Genomic DNA, 24619 nt, shown 5'->3' with positions numbered 1-24619 from the left:
AGCCTCTCAAACGTGTTCGGGTGTGGATTCGGGAACTGCGTGGAACTCTGCTGCGGCGATCGGCGCCAAAACCTTCTGCACGTACCAGCCGCTCACCATGGCGCTTTCCGCCGGGTGCGGGCTCTGGTCGGACTCGACGACGATCCACCCGCGGTACCCATGCCGGGCGACGCTCCGCATGAAGGCCTCGAAGTCGACCAGGCCGCCCTCGTCGGTGGGCTCGAAGAACCAGCGCTCGATGCGGCGGGGGCCGCCCTCGGTGCGCACGGACTGCTCGGCGTGGGGTGTCGCCGCCTCGGCGTCGTCGACCACGTCGCGCGCGTTCTTCAGCTGGATGTGGTGCACGCGGTCTGCGTGACGCTCGAAGACCTCGACGGGGTCGAAGCCGGCAACGGCGAACTCCGCGGTGTCCAGCGCCAGCCCGACCAACTGCGGGTCCGTCGCGTCGAGGAGCCGGGCGAGCCCGTCCTCGAGCCGCAGGGCGGAGAGAAAGTCGAAGTGGAGCGCAAGCGAGATTCCGGATGCGCGGACGGCAGCGGCGACCTGGTTCCAGCAGTCCGCGAGCGAGGCGATCTGCTCGTTGCTCAGCGGCCCGGTCTGCCAGGCTGACCCGACCGGGCGCACGACGAGCACGCTCCCACCCAGGGCGGCGAGCGCATCCGCGAACCAGACGGCCGTCCTGGTGATGGCCGGGATGCTCGCGGCATCGAGCGGCTCTGAGCCGCGGCCCATCTCCACGTCGAAGCCGATGAAGGGGTCGTACACGTAACTCGAGACCGCGTCGAGCGCGCATCCGGCCAGCACCTGACGGAAGCCGTCGAGCGAGCCGTACAGGTCGGCGATCTGCTGCGGGGTGCCGAGGGGCTCCCACGGACCGAAGCTCTCAGCCGTCAGCTCGATCGCTGAGAACCCGCTGATGGAGATCGTCTTGAAGGCGCGCTCGTGGTCGCGCTTGCGAACGAACGCATCGATGTTGGTGTCCCACTGGTTGAGGGCGTACGCCCACCGGATCTCGGTCATGCCTGCACTTCCTGATAGATCTCGTCGAGCACGTTCTTCGCGTACCACCGGGCGATCGCGGTGCTCTCCGAATAGTCGCCGCCGATCTTGTCGGCTTTGTCGTGCTCCACGCTGATCCAGCCGGTGTAGCCGTGGTCGCGGACCGACCGCATCATGGCCTCGAAGTCGACCAGGCCCTCATCGGTGCCCATCTCGTAGAACCACTTCTCGGTGGTGACCGCCGACAGCTCGGCGTCCGGCCACAGGCGGTAGTCGTTGTTGACGTCCTTTGTGCGCGTGTCCTTGAAGTGGAAGCCCGACACCCGCTCGTGGTGCGCCTCGTAGACATCGACGGGATCGACGTCGGCGATGCAGTGCTGCGCGGTGTCGACAAAGAACTTGACGTATTCCGGGTCGGCGTAGCCGTAGAACGTGTCGATCTGCTCACGCGTGCGGATGCCGCCGTAGAACTCGTGGTGGCAGGTCAGGTTCACGCCGTACTCGCGGGTGAGCTGCCCGACCTTGCCCCAGATGTCGGCCGCGTGCTTCAGGCCGTCATTGGTCACGCCCTGCTCGTCGAAGAACCGCGAGCCCGGCATCACGATGATGTTGTCGAGCTGGATGCCCGACCAGCGGTCCATCGTGACCTTGAAGTCTTCGAGGATCGTGTCGTGGGTGGCAGGCACTTCGGGTGCGTACCGCTCGGGGTCGTAGTAGACGCCGTGGAAGGTGTTCACGATCCGCTCGAGGCCCTGCTCCTGCACGAACTCCTGATAGTTGGCGACCGAACCGTACTGCTCGAGGATCTGCCAGATGCGGAAGTCGAACGTGTCGATCGCATCGAACCCCACGGCCGCCACCTGGCGCAGGAAGCGCGTCATAGCCAGTCGTGAGTGCCACTGGTCGTAGGGGCCGCGTGGCCCGTTTGCTCGCCAGTGGTCCATGTAACTCCATTTGGGAGCTCGGGTTTCGCTGTTCATATCAGCCCTCTCGGTTGTAATAGGGCCACGGCAAGAAGCGCCGTTCGCCTCTGCGGTCGGGCCCATTCAACGAGACCTTCCCGGTCGCCGCCCACTCGACGCCGCGCGGGAACATCTTGATGAACTCGATGCGCCGGAAGGTGTCGATGTCGTGCCCGATCGTGATCGTGAAGGAGCGCCCCGCGCCGTACTCGTTGATCCAGGCGATCGGCTGGTGCGTGTTCATCCCCGGCAGACCGGCGATGCCCTCGGGTGGGATCGCCACCGGATAATGCGACATCGGCCACATCGGCGCGTTCTCATAGGACTCGAGGTCGTCGAAGACTGTGAGCAGCACCTCGGATCCGTCGTAGAGCTGCACACCGGTGAGGATGTCGTCGCCGGTCACCGTCCAGGTTTGGCTGATGCCCTCGGTGATCTCGTGACGCGGCTCCACGGTGTGCAGCTGCGCCTCGCCCCAGGGTCGCGGGCGGAGACCAGTCGGTACGCTCAGCTTCGCGCCCCGCATGACGTTGTACGCCTCGGGGTAGCCCCAGTCGTCCTCCTGGGCGGCGGAGCCGTGGAACCAGACGATCCCCTTGCCGTCGTCGTGGACGAGCCGGAGGAGCGCCGCGTCGGTCTCGGCGCCGAAGCCGACGGCCTTCTCGTGGTACCCGTCGCGTCCTTCGAACACGACGATCACGACGTCGTACTTGTCGATGATCTCCGCTCCGAGACCGCGGGGGTCCTCGATGACCCGCACGCGGAAGCGCCCGGTGTCCTCGAGCAGCGTGGTCAGCCACTGGTTGTGCTGTCGGAAGCTGCGGGACTCGTTGTCGTGCTCCCGGGTCATGTGTCCCGACAGGATGAGGACCGGAAGCAGACCGGTCACGAGGCGCCGGCGCCGTCGCGTGACGTCGAGAACGCGGCGTCGAAGGCGGCCGCGGGCGGCGTGATCGCGTTGAGCTTGCGCACGAACGCGATCGCCTCGGGCGCCCCCTGCAGGCGGTCCATGCCCGCGTCCTCCCACTCCACCGACGTCGGCCCGGTGTAGCCGATCGCGTTGAGTGCGCGGAACAGCGGTTCCCACGGCACCTGCCCGTGCGCTGTCGACACGAACGTCCAGCCGCGCCGCGGGTTGGCCCACGGCAGGTGGGAGCCGAGCACGCCGTTGCGTCCGTCGAGGTTCGTGATCGACTCCTTGACGTGCACGTGGAAGATGTGGTCGGCGAAGTCGAGCACGAACGCCACCGGGTCCAGCTGCTGCCACATGAAGTGCGACGGGTCGAAGTTGATCCCGAAGCTCGGCCGGTGGCCGATCGCGTCGAGGGTCGCCTTCGCGGTCCAGTAGTCGTACGCGATCTCCGACGGATGCACTTCGAGAGCGAACCGCACGCCGACCTCTTCGAAGACGTCGAGGATGGGATGCCACCGGTTGGCGAAGTCCTGGTAGCCCGCGGCGATCCACTCGTCGGAAGCCGGCGGGAACATCGCGACGGCCTTCCAGATCGACGATCCGGTGAACCCGGTCACCGTCTTCACGCCGAGCTTCGCGGCCATCCGCGCCGTCAGCTTCAGCTCCTCTGCGGCCCGCCGCCGGACGCCCTCGGGCTCGCCGTCGCCCCAGACACGGTCGTTGAGGATGTCACGGTGCCGCTCGTCGATCGGGTCGTCGCAGACCGCCTGGCCCGCGAGATGGTTGGAGATCGTCCACACCTTCAGGCCGTTGCGCTCCAGGATGTCGCGGCGCGACTGCACGTAGGCCTCGTCGTCCCACCGCGAGACCTCGAGATGGTCGCCCCAACAGGCGATCTCGAGTCCGTCGTAGCCCCACTCGCCTGCGAGCCGGGCCACTTCTTCGAGCGGCAGGTCGGCCCACTGGCCGGTGAACAGAGTGATCGGACGTGTCATCGGATTCTCCCTCTCAAGACGACTTATTCATGCGCACGGGCGCCCGTGGGCACCCATGCAGAATTCTGTGCGGCGCTCTCCTCGACCGCGGCCAGCACCCGTTGAACGCTCAGTCCTTCGGCGAAATTTGGATGCGGATCCGTACCGTCGACGAGGGTGCCGACGAAGTCGACCACCTGGTGCACGAACCCGTGTTCGTAGCCGAGCATGTGGCCGGCGGGCCACCATGCGCCGACATACGGATGCTGGGCCTCGGTCACCAGGATCTTCGTGAATCCCTGCCGGTCCGCCGGCTCCCGCCGGTCGTAGAACTGCAGGCTGTTGAGGTCTTCCAGGTCGAACGCGAGCGCGCCCTGGTCTCCCGAGACTTCGATGGTCAGCGCGTTCTTCCGTCCGGTTGCGAACCGCGTCGCCTCGAACGAGACGAGCGCTCCTCCCGTCAACCGGCCCGTGAAAATCGCAGCGTCGTCGACGGTCACGTCGCCGTAGCCCTCGGCGGCGACGCCGGCGAGGCCCGACCCCGAGCCGAGAAGGGGCCGCTGCTTCACGATCGTCTCGACGGTGCCGGACACGGCCTCGACCTGCTGGCCCGTCACGAACTGGGTCATGTCGATGATGTGAGCGCCGATGTCGCCGAGCGCGCCCGAGCCGGCGTGCTCCTTCTGCAGCCGCCACGCGAGCGGCATCTGCGGGTCGACCAGCCAGTCCTGCCGATAGGCGGCGCGCACCTGCTGCACCGTGCCCACTACGCCTTGCGCGATGAGGTCCCGAAGGAACGTCACTGCGGGAACCCGTCGGTAGGTGAACCCGACCATGGCCTTCACCCCGCGCTCGGATGCTCGCGTCGCAGCGGCGAGCATCGCCTCCGCCTCGGCGACCGAGTTGGCGAGCGGTTTCTCGCAGAGCACGTGCTTGCCCGCATCCAGGGCGGCGATCGCGATCTCGGCGTGCGAATCGCCCGGCGTCACGATGTCGACGATGTCGATGTCGTCGCGCGCGATCACCGAACGCCAGTCGGTCGCCGACTCCGTCCAGCCCCAGTGGGCGGCAGCCTGGGCGACCGCATCCGCGTTCCGGCCGACGACGACCGCCATCTCGACCCCGAGGGGCAGGTCGAAGACCGCCGGCGCCTGGCGCCAGCCCACCGAGTGCGCGGCCCCCATGAACCCGTAACCGATCATGGCCACCCGAAGCGGGCGGCCCTCGGCACGACCATGCGTCACGCCAGCACCACCTCACGCTCGACGGGCACACGGTTGGTCACATAGCGGCCCGGGCCGCCGTCGACGCCCGGCATGATCTGCATGTAGAGCAGGCGCATCGTGAGGGCCACCTCGACGGTGAGCTCCTCGCCGGCCGCGGGAGCGTGGTCGAGCGGGATGACCACGTCGGGCCGGTCCGCGACGAACCAGAGCGTGTCGAACTGCTCGGGCAGTTCTTCGATCCGGTAGCTGCGGCCGTTCAGTTCGAACCGCAGGTCCTCCTTCGGAACCGCGACGCCGTTGACGGTCGCCGCGACGTCGTCGACGGCTGAGAGCCACAGGCTGCGGTACCAGGGAAGCTGGACCGAGACGGCGATCCCGTCGGCAGTGCGGCGGACGTCGCTGTCAGCGAAGAGTGAGTTGTGCGTTGCCATGATCCATCCCTACTTGAAGGTGTCGACGAAGGTCTCGAACGGCTGCGGGGGCTCGGGCTCGAGCTTCTGCACCGTGGTCGGGCTGTACGGGTGGTTCTCGCTCGGCACCGGCTCGTCGGCCTTCGGCATGAAGACGGGCTTGCCGTCGTCGCCGAAGTACATGAGGTCGAGGTCGAACGCACCCTGGTTCTTCTCGCCGAAGCTGACCCAGTTCTCTTCGAACGGTGCCCGGGCGAGCTCGTAGCAGCGGAACTTCCAGATCTTCCATTCGCCGTCCTGGCGCAGGAAGTCGATCGCGTACTTGCACCAGACCCAGTGCGCCCAGACCTTCTTGCCGAGCACCTCATCCGGCGAGTACATGTCGGGGAACGCCTCGGCGACGGCCGGGTCGGTCAGCCCGGACTCGGTGCCCGCCATGAGCCACACGCCCTTCGCAGTCTCGCCGTCCGCCGCGACCTCGACCACCGGTGTCGTCGTCGCGTGGAGGATGAGCTTGCCCGCGGGGGCAGGGCGCCCCTGGTGATAGCGGATGACGCTGTCGTAGTCGGTGTACTGGCCTGCGTTCGTGTAGCGGGCGCGAATGCCGTCCGTTCCGCGCTTCACCCAGAGCGGGATGATCTGCTCGTCCTGGAACGCGTTGTGCAGATACATATAGCGGTTGAAGAGATTCTCGACCTCGTCCCGGTCCGCAGCGCGGCGGGCGAGCTTCGCGGCTGCGGCGACCTCGTCGCGCAGGCGCGCGACCTCGGCGACGAGTTCCTTGACGGATGCGTCGGTGACGGATGCGTCGGTCACGGTGTCTGACATTATTCGGTCTCCTGCGTCAGGCCGGGACGCCGGCTACGGCTTCTTCGATGGTGCGGCGGATGAGCGCGTGCTGCTTCTTGACCAGGTCGATCGGGTCGGATTCGCCGAGGTCGGAGAAAGCGTGGCCCTCCCACTCGCTGGAGAGATAGCCGGTGTAGCCGCCCTTCACGAACTGCCGCACGATGCGGGGAATGTCCATGGCCGGTTCTTCGCCATCGGCGCCGATGTCGTAGAACTTCGAGTGCACATGGAAGATCTGCGGCATGATGTCCAGCCATTCCTCCGGCGGCACCAGCCCGTGCATGTTGAACGCCAACCGCGTGAACGGACCGAAGCCGGTCGGGTCGACGCCCTCTCCCCTCAGGTAGTCCTCGAACTTCTGGTTGCGTACGTGCATGGGGGTCGGCTCGTGCCAGATCTCGTTCATCACCGGGATGTGCTTCTCGTCGAGACCCATCTTGGTCAGCTGCGAGAGCAGGGTCGGCGACAGGCTGTGCATGGTCGACGAGAAGTCGGCGGTGAAGCCGAGTCGGTCGCTGCCGAGCTCGTCGTACAGCTCGCGGATGCCGACCACCGTCGGGTCGTTCGGCCCCTGGGGTGCGTGGATCTCGTAGCCGAGCCGCTGGTCGTATTTCTCGGCGAGCGGCAGGAGACTGCGCAGCAGCTCCCGGCCGGCGGACCGGATGACGACCCGCTTGAACCCGAGCGTGTGCGCCGTCTTCAACTGGCGGGCGAGGAAATCGTGCTCCTCGTCGGGCGTCATATCGCGGTCCTTGCGACGGCCCATATCGAGGTTGGTGCCGACCGCGCTCGGTTCGAGCTCGTATTTCTCGAGCGAGTCGAACCAGAGCCTCACGAACTCGGCATCGACATCCGGGTAGGTCCGCAGGAGCTGTGCGATGTTGAACTCGACGCCCGGCCCGATCCCGTTCTCAGCGACGACCGCGATGAGCGTCTCCGGTGTGTAGATGCCGGCAGCGAATTCGCTCGTCATCGAATAGAGGGTCGTTCCGAGCTTGATGCCGGTCCCGGCGATTCCGTTGCTCATGCCTTTACTCCTTCAGTGGTCGGCAGCCATTGCGCGAGCTGCGCACGTGCCTCGACGGCATCCGTCACCATGCGGCTGCCCGCATCCTGTGCGGCCGAGCGCTGTACCGCCTGCTCGTCGCGGATGATCTCGAACGGCGACTGCCAGTAGTTCCAGTGCCATCCCTCGTATTCACTGGAGATCGCCCCGTTGTAGCCGTTGCGCACCAGCAGTGCGACGAGGTCGCGAACGGGAACCGAAGGCTCCTCGTGCTGCTCGTCGATGCCGAAGAACTTGCCGTGCACATGCTTGATCCACGGCATGATCTCGAGCCAGTCGTCGACGCGGGCCGGCCCGAACAGGCCGGTGCCGTTGATCGCGAAGTCGATGCCGAGGTCGGGCCGGCCGTTCTGCGCGGCGAGACCGATGAACCGGCCGAAGCGCTGCCCGTGATCGGCCTGGTCGGCGGGTGGGCCGGCCTGGTAGAACTCGTTCCACAGCTCGACGACTTTGCCGAGCAGTTCGTCGGTTGCGCCGCGGCGGCGGTACGCCTCCAACAGCGACGGCGCGAAGCCGACCGTCGTGGCTCCCCAGTCGGCGGTGAACCCGAGGAAGGGCGAGCCGACCTCTTCGTACCGGTCGCGCAGGGCGAGGATGCGCGGATGCGATGCGTACTGGTCGGCGTGCACCTCGAGCGCGAGCGTGACGCCGTAGCGTTCGGCAATGGGCGCGAGCGCTGCCATCGAGTCGGGGGTGATCGAGATCTGCACCCGGGCGATCGGGAAGCCGAGCTTCGCTGCGGCCTCGATCTGCAGGCGCATGTATTCGATGAGTTCGTCCTGGTTGAGCATCCGGTCGCGATGTATGCCGATGTCGGCATTGATGGCGAGGGACGTCTGCACCAGTCCAACTTCGGAGACGAGGTCGCGGAACCAGCCGGCGAAGGAGTCTTCGATCACCGGGAAGCCCCGGAAGCTGGAGAAGCCGATGACTTCGAGCCCGGGTCCGTATCCGTCGGCCGCGACTTTGCGGATGAGGCCCTCGAGGTCGTATTCGCGCCCGTGGAACGCGCGCGTGAAGCTGTACAGCGTCACACCCTGGATCGGGGAGCCCGGGTTCGGGATGCTCGCGCTCATGCCGTGACCGCCTTCATGGTCTTGCTGTCGTGCTCCTCGATGTGGAGCACCTCGTCATCGCCGATGACGATGTAGGGGATGTAGAGGGTCAGGTCGACGGCGACATCATGCTCAGCGTCGTCAGCCGGGACCGGAAGGTCGCCGGAGAGCACGGCGGAGTCGAGCGGGAACCACCACTCGGCCGTGTCGTCGCGCATGTCGGCGAACGTGCGCTCACGTCCGTTGAGTCGCCAGCGCAGCGATTCCGCGGGGGCGGCGACGCCGTCGACCGTGAGCGTCGCGCCCGCGATGCAGGACGCGGGCAGCGCCCGGTACCAGGGGATGCGCACTTCGACCGCGGCACGTCGTCCATCGGTGGTGAGCGTTCCCTGCTCGATGATGCGATCGGGGATCACGGAGTCCTCCTTGACTTATTCCTTGTTTCTGCAGTGTAATGTTCGAATTCGACATAAGCAAGAGATTCCTGCTCCGCCAACGAACGAACGAGCCGGCGAGCTCCCCTGACGGCGAGCGCCACGGACGTGACGGTCGGGTTGCACGCAGTGGCCGTCGGGATGAGCCCGTTGCCGGCGACGAAGACCCCGGGCGCGGCCCAGACCTCGCTGTCGGGGCTGCACACGCTGCGGCCGTCATCTGTCTCGCCCATCCGCACGGAGCCCTGATAGTGCAGCGACGCGCCGAGCGGCATCGTGAACGGGCGGTCGCCGATCGGCTCCCCCACCACCTTTGCGAGCTCGACGATCCGGACCTCGGCGCGTTCGATCACGGCGTGGTCCCGGTCGGTGAGCCGGTAGTGGATGCGCATGGCGGGCATCCCGTACCAGTCCCGCTCGTCGTCGCTGAACTCGACGCGGTCGTCCCACTGCAGGTCCTTCGCACAGAACAGCCCGAGCCCCACGATGGAACCGGGCACCACAGGGTCGTCGTCGGCGAGCGGCACCGGTGAGGCATCCAGCTGCATGACCTGACCGTGGAACGGCAGGTCGTCGGTGAAGGGCACCCAGGTGACGCCGCTCCGCTCGCTGATCGCCCCGTCGACCACCTGGTCGGCGCCGAGTTCGCCGTGCACCCCGGCGGTGACTTCGGCCGCGTCTCGGATGCGCGTGGCGTACACGACCTGCGACTGGTCGTTGAGCATCCGCCCGAGTGCCGGTGGACGGATACCGGATGCAAACAGCACCTGCGGCGTGCGCAGGGCGTCGGCGGCGACCACGACGAATCGCGCCCGCACCATGTGCTGCTCGCCCGTTCGGCGGTCGCGCACCTCGACGCCGCTCGCCCGTCCGCTTTCGAGCAGCACACGGGTGACGAGCGACTCGTCGTGCAGGGTGAAGTTCGGGTTGGCGCGCGTCACATCACCGAAGACCACATCGGATCCCGACCAGACGAGCCGGCCGTCCTCGCGGCGGTGCACGGCGAGCGGCATCCGCTGCACACGCTGCGCAGCCGGCCGATCGTCGTCGACCGCGGCCGCGAGCCGATCGCGCACCAGGGCGGTGAACGGTGCGCCGTCGAACGCGTCGGTGGTGACTCCGAGCAGGCGGTCGCCCTCGTCGAGCAGCTCATCGAGATCGGGAAGGAACGGGATGCGTTCACTGTCTCCGGGCCGAGGGCACGCGGCAGTCCAGTGCGCGCCCATGCCTCCGACGTTGCTGGAGAACGCGACGACGGGCATGCCGTCCTCGCCCGGCTCCTGGAAGCCGGACTCGAGCAGATATGTGCCCGGCCGGGCACGGCGGAGTCCCGCGGTCACGGCTCCCGGCGAGCTCACCGTCGCGGCGCCGGCGCCGGGGCCCTCCGAAAGCTCCTGCGCCTCGGCGCGCACGGCTGCATCCTCGATGTTCTTCACGTGCGCGCCCGGCGGAATCGACACAGTCGGCCCGACCTCGAACATGGCGATCCGCGTATCGGGCGCCTCCTCCGAGAGGATGCGGGCGTAGGCGGCACCCGTCGGACCGCTTCCCACGATCACGACGTCGGCGTCGTCCGGATACCTGCTCATGCCGTCGCTGCCAGTTCGCGGATCAGAGCGACGGATGCGACGGACTCCTGGGTGGGGTAGTACTCGAGCCCGATCGGACCGTCGTATCCGCTCGCTCGCAGGGTTCCGAATGTCGCCGCCCAGTCGAGCCCACCGGAGCCGGGTTCGCCGCGCCCGGGGGCGTCGGCGAGCTGCACGTAAGCGATCAGGTCGCCCGCGTTCTCGAGCTCCGCCGCCATGTCCTCGCCCTCGACGGCGGAGTGGTAGATGTCATAGAGCACGCCGAAGTACGCGGAGTCGACGCCGCGCGCCACGTAGACGGCCTCCGTGGTGCGGTCGAGCAGCGAGCCCGGGTGGTCGACGCGGATGTTGACCGGCTCCAGGGCGAGCGTGATGCCCGAGCCGTCGATCTGCGCGATCGCCTTCTGGTAGATCTCGATCAGCTTGTCGAGCTGCACCTGGCGCTTCCAGCCGCCGAAGCCCGTGCCGCTGCCGACGACGATGCGCGGGCAGCCGAGGTCCTGCGCGATGGCGACGCCCTCGTCGAGCTTGCGGTAGAACTCCGAGTGGTCCCACGGCGGGATCATGAACTGCGTGCGCGGCTCCGAGAGCTGCGCCGTGAGCTTCGTGCCGGTCTCCTCGAGCGCGGCCTTGAGCGCGGGGAGGTCCTTCGGCGTCGCCGGCGCGTCCGCCCCCGTGGGGCCCCACATCTCGACAGCGGTGAAGCCCGCCGCAGCGGCCGCGCGAACGCGGTCCTGGTAGTCGCCGGCCTCAGTGAAGAGCAGCTCGATGTTGGGTGCGAGCTCGTACATGTGTACTCCTATTCAGAACATCGGATGGTCGTGGGCGGCATGCATGGGAACCTGCTGAAGCACGTCCCAGTGCTCGACGATCCGGCCGCTCTCGAATCGGTAGATGTCCGCGACCGCGGCGTCGGGCGCGCCGGGTCGGGAAGCCTTCACATGCACCATCGCCAGGTCGCCGTCGACGAGGATGCGCTGGAGCTCGAACCGCGCATCCGGACTGCCGTCGAATTTCGGCGTGAGCGCCTCGACTGCGGCCGCCGGCCCGTCGGGGATCGACGGGTTGTGCTGCCGGTAGTCGTCGGAGACGAGAGAGGCGAACGCATCCGCCACCCGCTTCTGCGTGTAGAAGAGGTCGCAGAACCTCTCGAACGCTGCCCTGTTGTCGGTCACGCTGATCTCCGCTCGTGGACGGCCGCGATGGTGACCGGGCCGAGCAGGCCGGTCGGGTCCTGCTGGGCCCACGCGGAGAAGAAGTCCGGTTGCGCCTTCGCGAGCGTGTTGGTCACGTCGATCTCGAGGGTGTTGCTCGATGCGAGAAGCCCGCCCGGAACGGCGAAGCGGTACGGCGGCGCGATCCTCGTACCGAGGTCGACGCCGTTGAGGCGCACCGTCGCGAGCTCGAACACGTCGCCCAGATCGATGATCTGTGGTGTCTCGTCGCTCTCGGCGTCGAAGGTCGCGGTGTACCGCACCGTTCCGCTGAACTGCGGCAGCAGCTCGGGCTCGTTCAGCGGGCGCAGCTCGTCGAGCTCGCCCCAGGCCGTGAACGCGGGGTACTCACTCGCGGTCGCGGTGGCGACCGACCAGCTCGGTGCGAGTTCGACGCTCTCCCCGGAAACCGACGCCGGCGCGACGGGGATTCCGTGCCACGCCGACGGCGGACCGACGACGAGCACCGTCGCGCCGCCCGGGACCAGATCGATCTCGACGGTCGTGCGGCTCCGTCCCCGCTCGCTGGGCACCGCCGTCAATGCCCCGGTGAAGGCATCGAGGGAGACCACTGCCCCGGCACGCGGGATCGTCACCGACGTGCGCACGGACTCGGAGACCGACTCGTTCACCAGCATCACGACATCCGCTTCACCGTGATCGACGCGAAGCGCGCGCAGGGACGGCGATGGGCGGCGGATGCGCACAGCGCGGTCGGTCATGCCCGCGACGGCTTCGACGAGCCCGCGCTGCGGCACCGGCCGGAACCGTTCCTGGAGTGCGCTCGTGTCGACACCCGCGACCTCCGGCACCCTGCCGACGAAGACCACGGGAACCCCCGCGTCGTCGAGACGCAGCAGCTCGCGGGCGACGTGCTCGGGCAGGAAGGCGCTTCCCGGAACGATCAGGGCGTCGTACGTCTCCGCCCCCACGGCGAGCGCGGCGCCGGCGATCGCGGCACCCGCGAGCGCGTCAGCGGGCACGATGTCGGCATCCAGCTGCGCCTCCATCAGCAGGCGCAGCGGTCGCTCGCTCGGCATCGCGTCACCGAGCCATTCCGCATCCGCGTGGTAGAGGACGGCGAAGGGTGCGACGTGCCCGCCGCCCTGCAGCAGGTGACTGAGCCGGTTCGTGTAGGCGCTCAGCAGGTGCTGGTGGCAGTACTGGGGGTTCTGCCCATGCGCGAAGAAGTGCGGCGGGCAGTCGAGGTCGGGGAACGGCGCCGGCGAGAACGCGTGCGGAACGACGTGCGTCACACCCCGCACGAGCAGATGATTGGTCAGCCAGGTGAACAGCCGGAGACCCGCGTACCAGCCGTACGCCCCGATCGTCTCGCACATCGCACGACCCTGCTTCAGCGGATCGAGGTGTGCGGCCGACGAGGCGAGCTTCGCGAGCCCGAAATGGAAGAACTCACCGTCTGCCGCGCCCGAGACGTTGCCGAAGGGCCCGCGCGAGAATCCCGGGATCACTTGGCCGCCGATAATGTCGACGCCCGCCATGTCCTGCCCAGCCATCGCCCGGAAGTAGTGCCCAGTGCCCGGACCCAGGTGAGCGTGCGCGCCGTTGTCCTCGATCACGTGCCCGATGTACTCGACGTCGTGTGCACGGCACCAGTCGCCGAGTCGCCGGCTGAAGTTCTCCGAGTACAACGCGGTCACGACATCCATGTACAGGTAGCGGACCTCGCGCTCACGGCCGCCGGCGGCCCACCACAGCTGGGGCAGGAGCGATGCGGCGTCCATCCCGAGGCGTTCTGCCAGGCGGTCTGCGATCTGATCGTTCCACGGCAGGGGCACGGCCTTGCCGAGCTGGGAGCCGAATTCGAAGGTGTCCGGGTCGTTGTACAGGCCCGGCTCGTCACTGAAGAAGCCCGCGATGATCGTGCCGAACTCGTCGGCGTACCGCTCATGGATGCGCTCGTAGACCGTGTCGAGGAGCAGCTGGGTCGAGTCCGCGTTGAGGTAGTCGATGTGGTGCGCGTGCGGTTCGCTGCCGCCACCGCTCGTCACCGACACGAAGAAGACGCGCCACCAGCCGGCCGGGACGTCCCAGTAGAGCACCCCGTCCATGATGTGGTCGGTGAGGTCGACGGGGTCGCCGGTCAGCTCCTCGGAGCATTCCGCGCGCGGATACGCGAAGACGTGGATGAGACGGCCGGGCTCCTGCGCCGCTTCGGGCCCCCAGAATTTCCGGCGCTCGACGATGACCGATGCCCCACGCGCGGGCCCGACCACGTCCGTGTGCCGCTCCGTGAGGAACTGCCGCCGCAGCTCGGGGGGCGCGGCCTCGACCGCACCGCCTGCATGCCCGGTCGGGAATGTGTCGTCATCGAAGAACCACACCTTCATGTCGCGCCGGCGGGCGATCTCGAGCACCGCGTCGACATCGCGCCACCAGCCGTCGCCGAGGAAGTCCGGGTGCGGCCGCGCTTCGAGGATGACAGCGCCGATGCCGGCGTCGCCGATCCGCTCCATCTCCTCGCGCACGACCTCCACCGGGCCGCCCTTCTGCCAGAACAGCGGCATGATCGCGTTCGGAACCGTGCCGTCGACCACGTCGCGCAGTCGTTGAAATGTCATGATTCCTCCAGGCGCAAGCGGGTTCGGAGCTCTGATGTTCCATCGCCGAGCGTGATCGTGAAATCCCCCGGCTCGAGGATGCGTTCAGCGCCGTCGCCCCAGAACGCCAGATCGTCCGCGCCGAGCGGGAAGGCGACACGGGTGGACTCGCCCGCGGCAAGCGCCACGCGGCGGAATCCTCGCAGTCGGCGCAACGGCTGCGTGAGCGAGGCGACCTCGTCGGTCACGAAGAGCATGATGACGACGTCGCCGTCCCGGTCGCCGGTGTTTCGGGCCCTCACGAATACCTCGACTCCATTCGGAAGGTCGCGCGCCGTGATCGTCTCGCGGGTTACAGTGAGCTGGTCGAGCTCGAACGTCGTGTAGCTGAGTCCGTGACCGAAATCGAACCGCGGTCCGAGGGGCAGGTCGAGATACTTCGAGGTGTAGTAGTCGTCGGTGTTGTTCGGTCCCGTGAACCCTGCGATCGTCTCGGGAAGCAACGCGCCGCCGGTCCGCGGCGGCCGTGCAGTCCGCTCGTGGTCGTAGTGGATCGGTACCTGTCCGACCGCCCGGGGAAAAGTCATCGGGACCCGGCCTCCGGGGTTCACCCGGCCCGAGAGAGTAGCGGCGATCGCAGCGGGCGCCTCGACGCCCAGGTGCCACACGCAGAGCAGGGCATCGACGCGCTCGACCCAATCCTCGACGACGAGAGCGCGTCCCGTCGCGAGCACCACGACGATGCGTGCGCCGGCGTCGGCCAGCGCGTGGATGAGACGGCGCTGTGCCCCAGGAAGCGAGATGTCGGCGCGGGAGCTGGCCTCGCCCGAAATGCGGCTGGGCTCGCCGACAGCGACGACGACGAGGTCGGCGGCGGAGGCTCGTTCGACCATCTCGGCGAGGGCCGCATCCGTCGTCTCGAAGAAGTCGGTACCGTCCGCGACGTCCCAGAGCACATCCGGAAGTTCGGTACGCAGGGCGTCGGCGAGCGTCTCGCCCACCGGAGTCGCGAAATGCTGCACCCACGCCCCGAGGTGATCGAGGCTGCGCGCGTACGGGCCGGCGAGAAGGATGCGGCCGGAGGCGGGCAACGGCAGCGCGCCATTATTGGTCAGCAGCACCGCGCAACGTTCGGCGGCCAGGCGCGCGAACGCGCGGTGCCGATCGCTCGAGCCCGCTGCGGCGAAGGACGAGTCGACGTAGGGCTGCTCGAACAACCCGAGCCGCTCCTTGAGTCTGAGGACACGACGCACGGCATCGTCGACGCGCGCGGCCGACACATCCTCCGGCGCGATTACCGGGACGCCGTCGGCGCCGACCAACGGGGAGCCGCCCATGACCACGTCGATTCCGGCGTCGAACGCTGCGGCGATCGCGGCACGCTCATCGATCGCTACTCCGTGCTCGACGAGGGATGCAACGCCGTCGGCGTCGCCGACGACCACGCCGTTGAAGCCCCACTCGTCTTTCAGCACACCGGTCAGAAGCGCCCGGTTGGCGTGCATCGGATGCCCGTTCAGCGAGTTGAACGAAGCCATGACTGAGGCCGCGCCCTGGGCCACTCCGACGCGGAAGGTCTCGAGGTAAGTCTCGCGCAGCGTCCGATCGGAGAGATCGGTTGTGTTGTAATCGCGACCGGCCTCGGCGGCACCGTACGCGACGAAGTGCTTGAGGCAGGCAGCGATGCCGTCGGAGCTTGCCCCGGCCTCGTCCTGGTACGCCGCGACTTTCGCCACGGTGAACGTCGACGCGAGATACACGTCCTCACCGAAGCTCTCGACCACTCGACCCCAGCGCGCATCGCGAACGACGTCGACCATGGGCGAGAACGTCCAGTTCACACCGTTCGAACGGGCCTCGGCGGCCGAGACGCGCGCATCGCAGGCCGCGACCTCGGGATCGAAGGAGGCGGCCTGGGCCAGCGGCGTCGGAAAGATCGTGAACTGTCCGTGTAACACGTCCAGGGCGACGAGCAGGGGAATCCCGAGGGGGGTCTCGTCGACGGCGATACGTTGCATCTCGTTCGTCTTGGTCGCGCTCTGCGGCCAGAACGTCGAGCCCATGCCGCGACGGATGAGCTCCCCCCGCTCCGCAGTATCGGGTCGCCACAGGATCTGGAGCTGCATGAGCTTCTGCTCCCAGGTCATGCGCGCGAGGAGCGACTCGATTCGGGCGCTCATCGGTTCTTCCCAACCAGTGGGCGGTAGCGGAACCGGCGGAACACGACTTCGCCGTCGCCGGCCGAGAACAGGGCCGGCCGCAGGCTCTTCAGATCGTTCATCGTCGCCGAGTGTGCGCCCGACGTGTCGTAGCGGATGCCGTGCCGTTGCCACGGCTCTCCCGGGCGACGATGCCAGCCGGTCACGATGTGCTGGTCGTTCCGGAGTCGGAGCTCGATGGTGGTCCCGGGCTCGGCCGGCTCACGCCAGTGAGTGCGGACGCCACCGGCGTAGCTCTGCATACGGTCGCCATCCCAGTCCATGCCGTAGAACAGCCGGTCGTTGAAGTAGAGCAGCAGGCCGCCCGTCGCGCCATCGCCGACCTCCAGCTCCACTGCGATCTCGTAGGCGCAGTCCATCGACGAGGTGGTCAGGGGCGACGAGTCGGCGGGCGACGTTCCCTTTCCGCGCACAGCGAGACCATCCGCGAACCGCACGCGTTCCCGTTCGTCGGCTCCGGGGTTGTCGAAGACCCAGCGCTCCCCCCACGCCGGCGACTCGAAGTCGTCGGATGGAGCCGGGACGGCGACCGGATGCGCATCCGCGACGGGTTTGCCCAATGGCGCACCCACATCCGCGGCCGCCGCGACGGGCCAGCCGTCGTCGGTCCATTCGATCGGCTCGAGCAGCGCCTGGCGACCGAGCGTGCGGTAGCCGTTGGCGTAGCCGTGCGACACCATCCACCACGTCCCGTCCGGCGCATCCAGGATCGTCGCGTGGCCGCGCGACCACCAGGCCTCCTCAGCCGACCAGGTGCGCGCGACCGGGTTGCCCGGTGCGTTCTCCCACGGTCCATGCACGGAACGCGACCGGGCAACGATCACCATGTGTCCCGTCGGCGGTCCCCCGGTGCCGCCCACCGCGCTCACGAGATAAAACAACTCGCCGCGTCGGAAGAATTTCGGACCCTCGAGCGAGTAGCCCTCGGTGACCCATTCGTCCGGATAGCGCCATCCGTCGTAGACCTGCTCGAGCGGCGTGACGGCGCGCAGTCCGTCCGGGCTCAGCCGGCAACGACGGATGCCGTTGACAAACAGGTAGCGTTCGCCGTCCTCTCCGAGAACGTGGCCCGGGTCGATCGCGCCAGAGATGCCCGTGAAGACCGGCTCGCTCCACGGTCCCTCCGGCCGGTCGGCGTGGATGACCCAGATCTCGGGTTCATGAATGGCGTCGGACCAGGCGCTCGGGATGAACGGTATATAGAGGTAGTACCGCCCGCCGTGCTCCACGAGGTCCGGGGCGAACACCGTGGTCAGCGGATTCTCGAGCGCACAGGTCACGAACGTCCAGTTGACGAGGTCCGGCGAGCGCCAGATCGTCAGGCCCGGCGACGCGTCGAACGACGAGTGCGTCAGGAAAAACTCGTCGCCGACGCGGAGCACGGACGGGTCCGGACGGTCCCCGGGCAGCACCGGGTTGCGGTAGGTCCCGTCCCCGAGGTCAGGACCGGACCGCTCTGTGGCGATCATGGTCAGCCCTTGAGCCCGCCCGCGTAGCCCTGGATGAACTTCTTCTGAGCGAACGCGTAGAATGCGAGAATCGGGATCATCGAGACGATGACGACCGCGAAGATCAGGTTCCACTGCGAGACGAGCGACCCGACGTAGCTGTACATGACGACCGGCAGCGTCTGGTACGCCGTGCCGTTCAAGAAGATCAGCGCGGTGAAGAAGTCGTTCCAGACGATCAGGCCGGCGAGGATGGCGACCGTGCCGGTCGCGGGCGACATGAGCGGCAGGACGATCCGCGAGAACACCTGGTAGCGGTTCGCGCCGTCGATGATGGCGGCCTCCTCATACTCCTGGCTGAGGTTGCGGAAGAAGTTCGCGTACAGGAACACGGACAGCGGCAGCAGCATGCCGGTGTAGATCAGCACCATGCCGAGCGGGTTGCCCACGAGTCCGACGGTTCGCGCGCCGATGTACAGCGGCAGCGTGCCGAGCTGGGTGGGCAGGATGATCGCTACGAGGAAGAGATAGTACGAACGGCGGCTCCACCGGCTGGTCGAGCGGGCGATGCCGTACGCCGCGAGCGAGCCGAGCGCGACGAGCAGGAAGATGCTGCCCGCGGTGATGATGACACTGGAGGCGAGGCCCGCCCAGATGTTCCCCGACGATGACGACGCGGGTGAGAGCAGCTCGACGAAGGCGTCGATCGTGGGATGCGTCGGTGGGGCGATCGCCGCGGAGCTCAGGATCTCCGGCAGGGTCTTGAGCGAGCCCATCAGCAGGATCCAGAACGGCAACAGCAGGATGACGGCAGCGAGGATCGTGATGATCTCGATCGTGAGGGTCTTCTTGGTGTAGCGGAACACGGTTCACGCCTCCTGGTTCGAGCGCTCGCGGGTCGCCCACTGTTGTGCGATGGAGAAGATCAGGATGAGGAGGCTGAGCACGAGTGCGAGTGCCGCCCCGAATCCGAACTCCTGGTAGGTGAACGCCGTCTGGTAGACCTCGAGCGCCAGTGTCTGCGTCGCGCCGGCAGGTCCTCCGCCGGTGAGCGCCACGACCTGGTCGAAGACGCGCAGACCCTGGATCAAGGTCAGCGTCGTCGCGATCGCCACCGAGGGCCGGATGAGCGGGAGCACGACGAAACGGAACCGGCGGAACGGGTTGGCACCGTCGATCGCGGCGGCCTCCTCCAGCTCGACGGGCACGGTCGCCAGGCCGGCCAGGTAGATGACCATGACGAACCCGATGTTCTGCCAGACCATGACGATCAGCACGCACCAGATGGCGAGCGTCGGGCTGGCCAGCCAGTTCTGCTTCGGCAGGCCGATGCCGGTCATCAGCTGGTTGAGCGGCCCGTTGTAGTCGAAGATGAACTTCCAGATGTACGAGACCGCGATGGGTGCGATCACGACGGGCATGAACACCAGCGTGCGCAGAACGTAGCGGGACTTGAGACCGCGGTTCAGCGCTAGCGCGAAGAGCAGTCCGAAGACGTTGGTGAAGATCAGGAATCCGAAGGCGAGGAACAGCGTGTTCCACAGCGAACCGACGAGTTCGGGGGTTTTGAAGATCTTGACGAAGTTCTGGATGCCGACGAAGTCGAACGATCCGAGACCCGACCAGTTGGTGAAGGCGAAGAACCCTCCCGCGATCGTGGTCACATAGATCACGATCACCATCAGCACCAGGGCGGGAAGCGCCCACCACCAGCTGCCGAGCCTCACATGGTAGGGCTTCCGGTCGCGCTGCGGGGTCTGTGTCGCCCCGCTGTCCGCTGTCGTCGGGACCACCTCGGTCTGCATCGTCATCGATTCATTCCTTTCAGCCGGAGAACGGTGGCCGGCCCGTGCGAGCCGACCACCGCGTCACCGGATCAACCCCAGTCGGTGTCCATCTGCTCGAGGACCTGCTTGACGGTCATCTGACCGGTCAGGATGCCCTGAACTCCGTTACCGAGGTCGGTGTAGATCTTCGCGTTCGGCCAGTCGGTCGGCGCGTATCCGCGGGTGTCGTTCGAGCTGATCATGTCTTTGATGCCCTCATACTGCGGGAGAAGCGTCGAAGACCTCCCGACGTTCACAGGAATCGTGCCGGTCGCGGCCGAGTACGTCTGCTGGCCTGCATCCGAGACGATGTACTTCAGGAAGCTCTCTGCGAGCTTCGGGCTCTTCGTCTTGGCGCTCGCCGCGACGCTCTGGTCGGCACTCAGCGACAGGTAGGTCTTCGTTCCACTCGGCGCCGCGACCGGCAGCGCGATGAGCTTCACGTGGCCGCCTGCTGCCACCATGATCTGCTGGGCAGCCCCGCTCGGAGCGAAGAACCCGAGGATCTTCCCAGAGGACGCGCCATTGGTCAGTGCGTCGAATCCGGCGCTGGTCGCGCCGTCCTGGAAGCATCCTGCGTCGTACATCTTCTTGATGGACTCGAGGGCCGTCGTCCAGCCCTTCGTGCCGGTGAAGGTCACCTTGTTCTTCGCACGATCGGCGTTCCAGTTCTTGTTCGGACCGTAGACGGTCGACGTCGCCAGCGCGATGGCGAGGATGCCGTTGTTCTGGTAGGTGGACCCGGCCAGGCCGTAGATGGTCTTGCCCTTGGCACGAGCCGCCGAGCACTGCGCGATGATGTCGTCGAGGCTCGTGGAGGCGGTGATGTTCACCCCGATGGACTTGGCCAGCTCGTCGTTGTAGATGACACCGTTCGACTGGGTTCCCAGCGGCACACCGTAGATCTTGCCGTTGTAGGTCCACAGTTGCTTCTGGTCCGACGGGAGTGCCGACTTGATCGCCCGGTCGGTGAGCTCGAGCAGCTGCCCGGCCTTCGCGAACGGGATGATGGAGTCGACCTGTCCGGTGCCGCCTTCTGCGTAGAACGTGTCGGGCGCGTTGCCGCCCTGCACGCGGGTGGCGAGGGCCGTGGGGTAGCTCTGGGTGGGGAGGTTCAAGGGCGTGACCGTCACGCCCTTGTTCTCCTTCTCGAACGCCTGGGTGAGGTTGGTGTAAGCCGCCTTGTCCTGGTCGTTCGTCGCCCCGAAGGCGAAGGTGATCGTCTGCGGTTCCTTTGCTGACGAGGTTCCCGAGTTGGAACATCCCGCCAGGAGGAGTCCGGCTGCTGCGGGAATTGCGAGCCATGCAAGCCGAGTCCGACGGCTCCGGTGTGATTGCTTCATGGAAAGACCTCTTCTGGGACTTCATTGTCGATGAGGGCGGCGGCTAGGGACGTCGGTCCTCTTATGGGCAGATTGAGTCTTTCAGCACTAACGCCGATAACAAAGATGCTTCTGCTTATCTCGCACATAAGCTCGATCGATACGCCCTCACGGTTCGGCGAATATAGTGAGCCTCGTGACCGATTACCCGTTGTTGTCGCGTCTGGACCTCAACCTGCTGGTCGCGCTGGATGCCCTCCTCACGGAGCGAAGCGTCACCCGGGCGGCCGAGCAGCTTCGCCTGAGCCAGCCCGCGCTCAGTGCATCCCTCGCGCGCCTTCGGATCCATTTCGGCGACCCGATCCTCGCGCGCCGCGGCAACACCTACGAGTTGACACCCCTGGCCCTGCGCCTGGCCGATCACACGACCATAGCTCTCGAGGCCGCACGACGCGTCTTCGAGAGCCAGGCGTCGTGGGAGCCGACCGAATCCGTACGCGAGTTCTCGATCTTCGGCTCGGACTACGCTTTCACCACCATCGGACGCGTCGTGTCCGAGCTGGCGGCGGAGCGTGCCCCCGGCGTGCACTTCCGGTTCATGCTGCACAACCCGCTGGTGGTCGAGGATGCGACGAATCGCTTGCGGTCGGTCGACGGGATGATCATCCCGCACGGTTTTCTCACAGAGCTGCCCTACCTCGACCTGTGGAAGGACGATTGGGTGGCGATCGTCGCGGACACGAACGAGTCCGTGGGCGATTCGCTGTCGCGGGAGGAGCTGTCCAGCCTCCCGTGGGTCATGAACTACCAGTCGCGGTCGGCGTTCACGTCAGCAGAACGGCAGGTCCAGCAGCTCGGGATCGAACCCAACGTCGAGGTCGTGGTCGAGAGCTTCCTGGCGATCCCGCACTTCATCTCGGGCACCCGACGCGTCGGCATCATCCACTCGGCACTCGTACCGATCGCCATGCGCGCGGGCAACGTGCGCGTGGTCGGTCTCCCCTTCGCGCCGACGCCGATCGTCAACGCGCTGTGGTGGCATCCCGTGCACACGCACGACCCCGAACACTCGTGGATGCGCTCCCTGTTCGAGGAGGCCGGCCGCATCGTCGCCGCCGGCACGCACGCCTGAGCCGACCGACGAGCTCAGCGCAGCTGCAGGCGCGCGATCCACTCCGCGATGACCGCGACGGTCCGGGGCGCGCCCGGGTCTGAGGGCTCGTTGATGTGGGCGTGGTCCGCGCCGACCTCGACGTAGAGCGTCGTGTCGCCTCCGGCCCCGGCGAGCCGGCTCGCGAAGGTTTCACCCGAGGGCCGCAGCCGGTCGAGTTCGCAGACGACCACGAGCGTCGCAGGGAATCCGGATGCGTTGCCGAGCCCCGGAAACGCGTGCGGATCGTGGAGCGCTTCCGGACCGCCCGCGAAGTTGAGCGAGAGCTGCGCGAACGACGACGCAGGATCGGCGGGCGAGCCCGGGTGCGCGCCATCCGGATGCAGCGCGGGATAGACCAGCACCAGGCCGGCCGGCACGGGCTCCCCGGCATCCCTGAGTCGTGCGACAGCTCCTGCGGCCAGATTTCCACCGGCGCTGGCTCCGCCGAGCAGAAGCCCGCCGGGCGCGATCTCGAGCAGCTCGGCAGCTTGCGACCGCGCGAAACGCCACGCGGCGAGCACGTCGTCGGAGGGCGCCGGGAAGTGCACATCGCCGAGACATTTCACATAGTCGACGGCGAGGACCGGAATGCCGCGTGCCGCGAGCTCGAGCGCGACCCAGTTCGACTCGGGCATGTCCAGGTGGCCGCCGATGAACGCACCGCCGTGCACCCAGACGAGGGCGCGACCCGTCGGCAGGACCGTCGCGTCGCGGTACACCCGTGCGGGCTGCCGACCGTGCGGCGCGTCGATCGTGAGGTCGTGCGTCGTCACCTGCGCGAGGTGCGGGAACCGGCGCTTCAGGGATTCCGTGTCGATGTCCGGCCGCGGATCGATCGGCTCGCCGTGCTCCCGCAGTCTCTGAATCGCCTCGGGCAGCGGCAGGGTGCGGATGTCGGGCTCCGCCTCCGTCATCCTGCGGCCCCCGCCGACTGCAGGGCACGCATGCTCGCCCGGATGAGGTCGTGCTGCTTGCGCACCAGCAGGAGCGGGTCGACCTCGCCGAGCTCGGCGAACGCGTGACCCTCCCACTCGCTCGACCAGTACCCGCGGTAGCCGCCCTCGACGAAGATGCGTACGAGCTCCGGGTAGTCGATGGCCGGCTCCTGCCCGCTCTCGTCGATGTCATAGAACTTGGCGTGCACGTGCAGGATCTGCGGCATGATGTCCGTCCAGTCGTGCGGGTCCACATGTCCGTGCATGTTGAACGCGAGGTGGGCGAACGACCCGAGGCGACCCGGGTCGAAGCCGCGGCTGTTCAGGTAGCCGATGAACTCCTCCTGGCGTGCGCGCATGGGGGCATCCGTCGCCCAGATGTCCTGCATCCGCTGCACCGCATCCTCGTCGAGCCCCGCCCTGCGCACCGCACGCAGCAGTGTCGGTGACATGCTGTGCATGGTCGCCGAGAAGTCGGCGACGAAGCCGAGCAGCGGCGAGTCGAGCTCGGCGTAGACATCGCGCACCTTCATGATCTCGGGCGAATTCGGCCCCATCGGCGCGTGGATCTCGTACGCGAGCTTGAGCTCCAGGTCTTCGGCGACCGGCAGCAGGCGGCGCAGCAGCTCCGGCTTCGCCGACTGGATGCGCACCAGCGGGAACCCCAGCTTCTTCGCACCCCGGAACAGCACTTCGCTGAATTCGAACTCCTCGTCCGGCGTCATGTCGCGGTCGCGGCGCAGCCCCATGTCGAGGTTCGCGCCGAACGAGCTCGCGTCGAAGCCGTGGCGGTCGAACGCCGCACGCCAGATCGAGACGAACTCGTCGGACACGACCGGGTAGGTCGGCAGCACCTGGGATGCGACGATCTCGATGCCGGGACCGATCCCCAGTTCTGCGACCCGGTCGAGCAGGCCGTCGAAGTCGAACCATCCGGCACGGAACTCCGCACTCGCCGAGTACAACGTGAGCCCCAGCTTGAACGGATCCTCCGCGGTCGCCGCCGGCGGGGCCGCAACGCCGGTTTCGAGCGCGGGGGGCGCGGCGTCCCGGTCGGTCGCCGTGAGCGTCAGCTTCTGGTGCACGATGTTCGGCACGTAGAGGCCCGGGCCGCCGTCCTGACCCGGCGCGATCTGCATGTACGGCAGCCGCAGTTCGCCGTGCAGTTCGATCTCGTGCGTCTCGCCGAGCTCGATCGCGGGGTCGCGGCGCACCACGAGGAGCGGATGCGACTGCAGGTACCAGAGCACATCGCTCTGCTGCGGCAGGTCGGCGATGCGGTGTCGCACGCCGTCGAGCTCGAACGCGAGGTCGGCCTCCGGCACCTCCACCCCGTCGATCGTCAGCCGGAACGTGGTGACCGACGACAGCCACAGGCTCCGGTACCACGGAATCGTGAGTGCCAGTGCGAGACCGTCCGGGTGGATGCGCAGGCTCGCGTCATCGATGAGGCCGTTGGGCATG

The 24619-nt window shown here is 67.4% G+C and carries 22 protein-coding genes; 1 reads left to right on the top strand and 21 read right to left on the bottom strand.

From position 1 onward, the window contains the following. Positions 1 to 6: 6 nt before the first annotated feature. The 19 genes from G3T36_RS07350 to G3T36_RS07260 form a co-directional block, all read right to left on the bottom strand. A complete protein-coding gene (locus G3T36_RS07350; RefSeq protein WP_163288865.1) occupies positions 7 to 1020 on the bottom strand; it encodes a sugar phosphate isomerase/epimerase family protein in 1014 nt (337 codons plus the stop codon). After that, entirely contained in the window at positions 1017 to 1880 is an 864-nt protein-coding gene (locus G3T36_RS07345) for a sugar phosphate isomerase/epimerase family protein (RefSeq protein WP_240148264.1), read from the bottom strand. Before G3T36_RS07345 ends, G3T36_RS07350 begins: the two co-directional genes overlap by 4 nt. A gap of 100 nt (positions 1881 to 1980) precedes the next feature. Continuing rightward, a complete protein-coding gene (locus G3T36_RS07340; protein ID WP_163288863.1) occupies positions 1981 to 2850 on the bottom strand; it encodes a ThuA domain-containing protein in 870 nt (289 codons plus the stop codon). Next, entirely contained in the window at positions 2847 to 3869 is a 1023-nt protein-coding gene (locus tag G3T36_RS07335; protein ID WP_163288862.1) for a sugar phosphate isomerase/epimerase family protein, read from the bottom strand. Before G3T36_RS07335 ends, G3T36_RS07340 begins: the two co-directional genes overlap by 4 nt. Before the next feature lie 23 nt (positions 3870 to 3892). After that, a complete protein-coding gene (locus G3T36_RS07330) occupies positions 3893 to 5050 on the bottom strand; it encodes a Gfo/Idh/MocA family protein (RefSeq protein WP_163289142.1) in 1158 nt (385 codons plus the stop codon). Positions 5051 to 5088: 38 nt separating this feature from the next. After that, entirely contained in the window at positions 5089 to 5505 is a 417-nt protein-coding gene (locus tag G3T36_RS07325; protein ID WP_163288861.1) for a C-glycoside deglycosidase beta subunit domain-containing protein, read from the bottom strand. Positions 5506 to 5514: 9 nt separating this feature from the next. Continuing rightward, complete coding sequence (locus tag G3T36_RS07320) at positions 5515 to 6312, bottom strand: nuclear transport factor 2 family protein (RefSeq protein ID WP_163288860.1); 798 nt, start codon at positions 6310 to 6312, stop codon at positions 5515 to 5517. Positions 6313 to 6328: 16 nt separating this feature from the next. Further along, positions 6329 to 7360 (bottom strand): sugar phosphate isomerase/epimerase family protein, encoded by a 1032-nt coding sequence (locus G3T36_RS07315; RefSeq protein WP_163288859.1) that lies wholly within the window; start codon positions 7358 to 7360, stop codon positions 6329 to 6331. Beyond that, positions 7357 to 8475 (bottom strand): sugar phosphate isomerase/epimerase family protein, encoded by a 1119-nt coding sequence (locus G3T36_RS07310; RefSeq protein WP_193570879.1) that lies wholly within the window; start codon positions 8473 to 8475, stop codon positions 7357 to 7359. Before G3T36_RS07310 ends, G3T36_RS07315 begins: the two co-directional genes overlap by 4 nt. After that, positions 8472 to 8870: a C-glycoside deglycosidase beta subunit domain-containing protein gene (locus G3T36_RS07305; protein ID WP_163288858.1), complete on the bottom strand. Its 399-nt coding sequence runs from the start codon at positions 8868 to 8870 to the stop codon at positions 8472 to 8474. Before G3T36_RS07305 ends, G3T36_RS07310 begins: the two co-directional genes overlap by 4 nt. Continuing rightward, a complete protein-coding gene (locus G3T36_RS07300; protein WP_163288857.1) occupies positions 8867 to 10477 on the bottom strand; it encodes a GMC oxidoreductase in 1611 nt (536 codons plus the stop codon). Before G3T36_RS07300 ends, G3T36_RS07305 begins: the two co-directional genes overlap by 4 nt. Further along, the gene (locus G3T36_RS07295; RefSeq protein WP_163288856.1) at positions 10474 to 11268 is read right to left on the bottom strand and encodes a TIM barrel protein; all 795 of its coding nucleotides are present in this window, start codon (positions 11266 to 11268) and stop codon (positions 10474 to 10476) included. The genes G3T36_RS07300 and G3T36_RS07295 overlap by 4 nt, the downstream gene beginning before the upstream one ends. 12 nt (positions 11269 to 11280) lie before the next feature. Further along, entirely contained in the window at positions 11281 to 11652 is a 372-nt protein-coding gene (locus tag G3T36_RS07290; RefSeq protein WP_163288855.1) for a nuclear transport factor 2 family protein, read from the bottom strand. Next, positions 11649 to 14273: a glycosyl transferase family 2 gene (locus G3T36_RS07285; protein ID WP_163288854.1), complete on the bottom strand. Its 2625-nt coding sequence runs from the start codon at positions 14271 to 14273 to the stop codon at positions 11649 to 11651. Before G3T36_RS07285 ends, G3T36_RS07290 begins: the two co-directional genes overlap by 4 nt. Continuing rightward, on the bottom strand, positions 14270 to 16432 hold the full coding sequence (locus G3T36_RS07280) for a glycoside hydrolase family 3 N-terminal domain-containing protein (protein WP_163288853.1): 2163 nt from the start codon (positions 16430 to 16432) through the stop codon (positions 14270 to 14272). The genes G3T36_RS07285 and G3T36_RS07280 overlap by 4 nt, the downstream gene beginning before the upstream one ends. After that, complete coding sequence (locus G3T36_RS07275; RefSeq protein WP_163288852.1) at positions 16429 to 17940, bottom strand: family 43 glycosylhydrolase; 1512 nt, start codon at positions 17938 to 17940, stop codon at positions 16429 to 16431. Before G3T36_RS07275 ends, G3T36_RS07280 begins: the two co-directional genes overlap by 4 nt. Positions 17941 to 17942: 2 nt before the next feature. Next, positions 17943 to 18785 carry an ABC transporter permease subunit gene (locus tag G3T36_RS07270; RefSeq protein WP_163288851.1) on the bottom strand — a complete coding sequence of 281 codons (843 nt, stop codon included), beginning with the start codon at positions 18783 to 18785 and terminating at the stop codon, positions 17943 to 17945. Between the two features lie 3 nt (positions 18786 to 18788). Then, positions 18789 to 19730 (bottom strand): carbohydrate ABC transporter permease, encoded by a 942-nt coding sequence (locus G3T36_RS07265; protein WP_163288850.1) that lies wholly within the window; start codon positions 19728 to 19730, stop codon positions 18789 to 18791. Positions 19731 to 19795: 65 nt separating this feature from the next. Further along, on the bottom strand, positions 19796 to 21088 hold the full coding sequence (locus G3T36_RS07260; RefSeq protein WP_163288849.1) for an ABC transporter substrate-binding protein: 1293 nt from the start codon (positions 21086 to 21088) through the stop codon (positions 19796 to 19798). Between the two features lie 175 nt (positions 21089 to 21263). Between G3T36_RS07260 and G3T36_RS07255 the strand changes: the two genes are divergently transcribed. Continuing rightward, on the top strand, positions 21264 to 22199 hold the full coding sequence (locus G3T36_RS07255) for a LysR family transcriptional regulator (RefSeq protein ID WP_163288848.1): 936 nt from the start codon (positions 21264 to 21266) through the stop codon (positions 22197 to 22199). 14 nt (positions 22200 to 22213) lie between these two features. Here the strand turns inward: G3T36_RS07255 and G3T36_RS07250 are convergent, their stop codons facing one another. Further along, positions 22214 to 23134: an alpha/beta hydrolase gene (locus G3T36_RS07250; RefSeq protein ID WP_163288847.1), complete on the bottom strand. Its 921-nt coding sequence runs from the start codon at positions 23132 to 23134 to the stop codon at positions 22214 to 22216. Further along, a complete protein-coding gene (locus G3T36_RS07245) occupies positions 23131 to 24618 on the bottom strand; it encodes a C-glycoside deglycosidase beta subunit domain-containing protein (RefSeq protein ID WP_163288846.1) in 1488 nt (495 codons plus the stop codon). The genes G3T36_RS07250 and G3T36_RS07245 overlap by 4 nt, the downstream gene beginning before the upstream one ends. Between the last annotated feature and the right edge of the window lies 1 nt (position 24619).

The sequence above is a fragment of the Leifsonia tongyongensis genome, assembly GCF_010686705.1.
GTDB classification, from domain to species: domain Bacteria; phylum Actinomycetota; class Actinomycetes; order Actinomycetales; family Microbacteriaceae; genus Diaminobutyricibacter; species Diaminobutyricibacter tongyongensis.
Note: the sequence above shows the minus strand (reverse complement) of the source record. Positions and strands in the feature narration are given on the sequence as shown.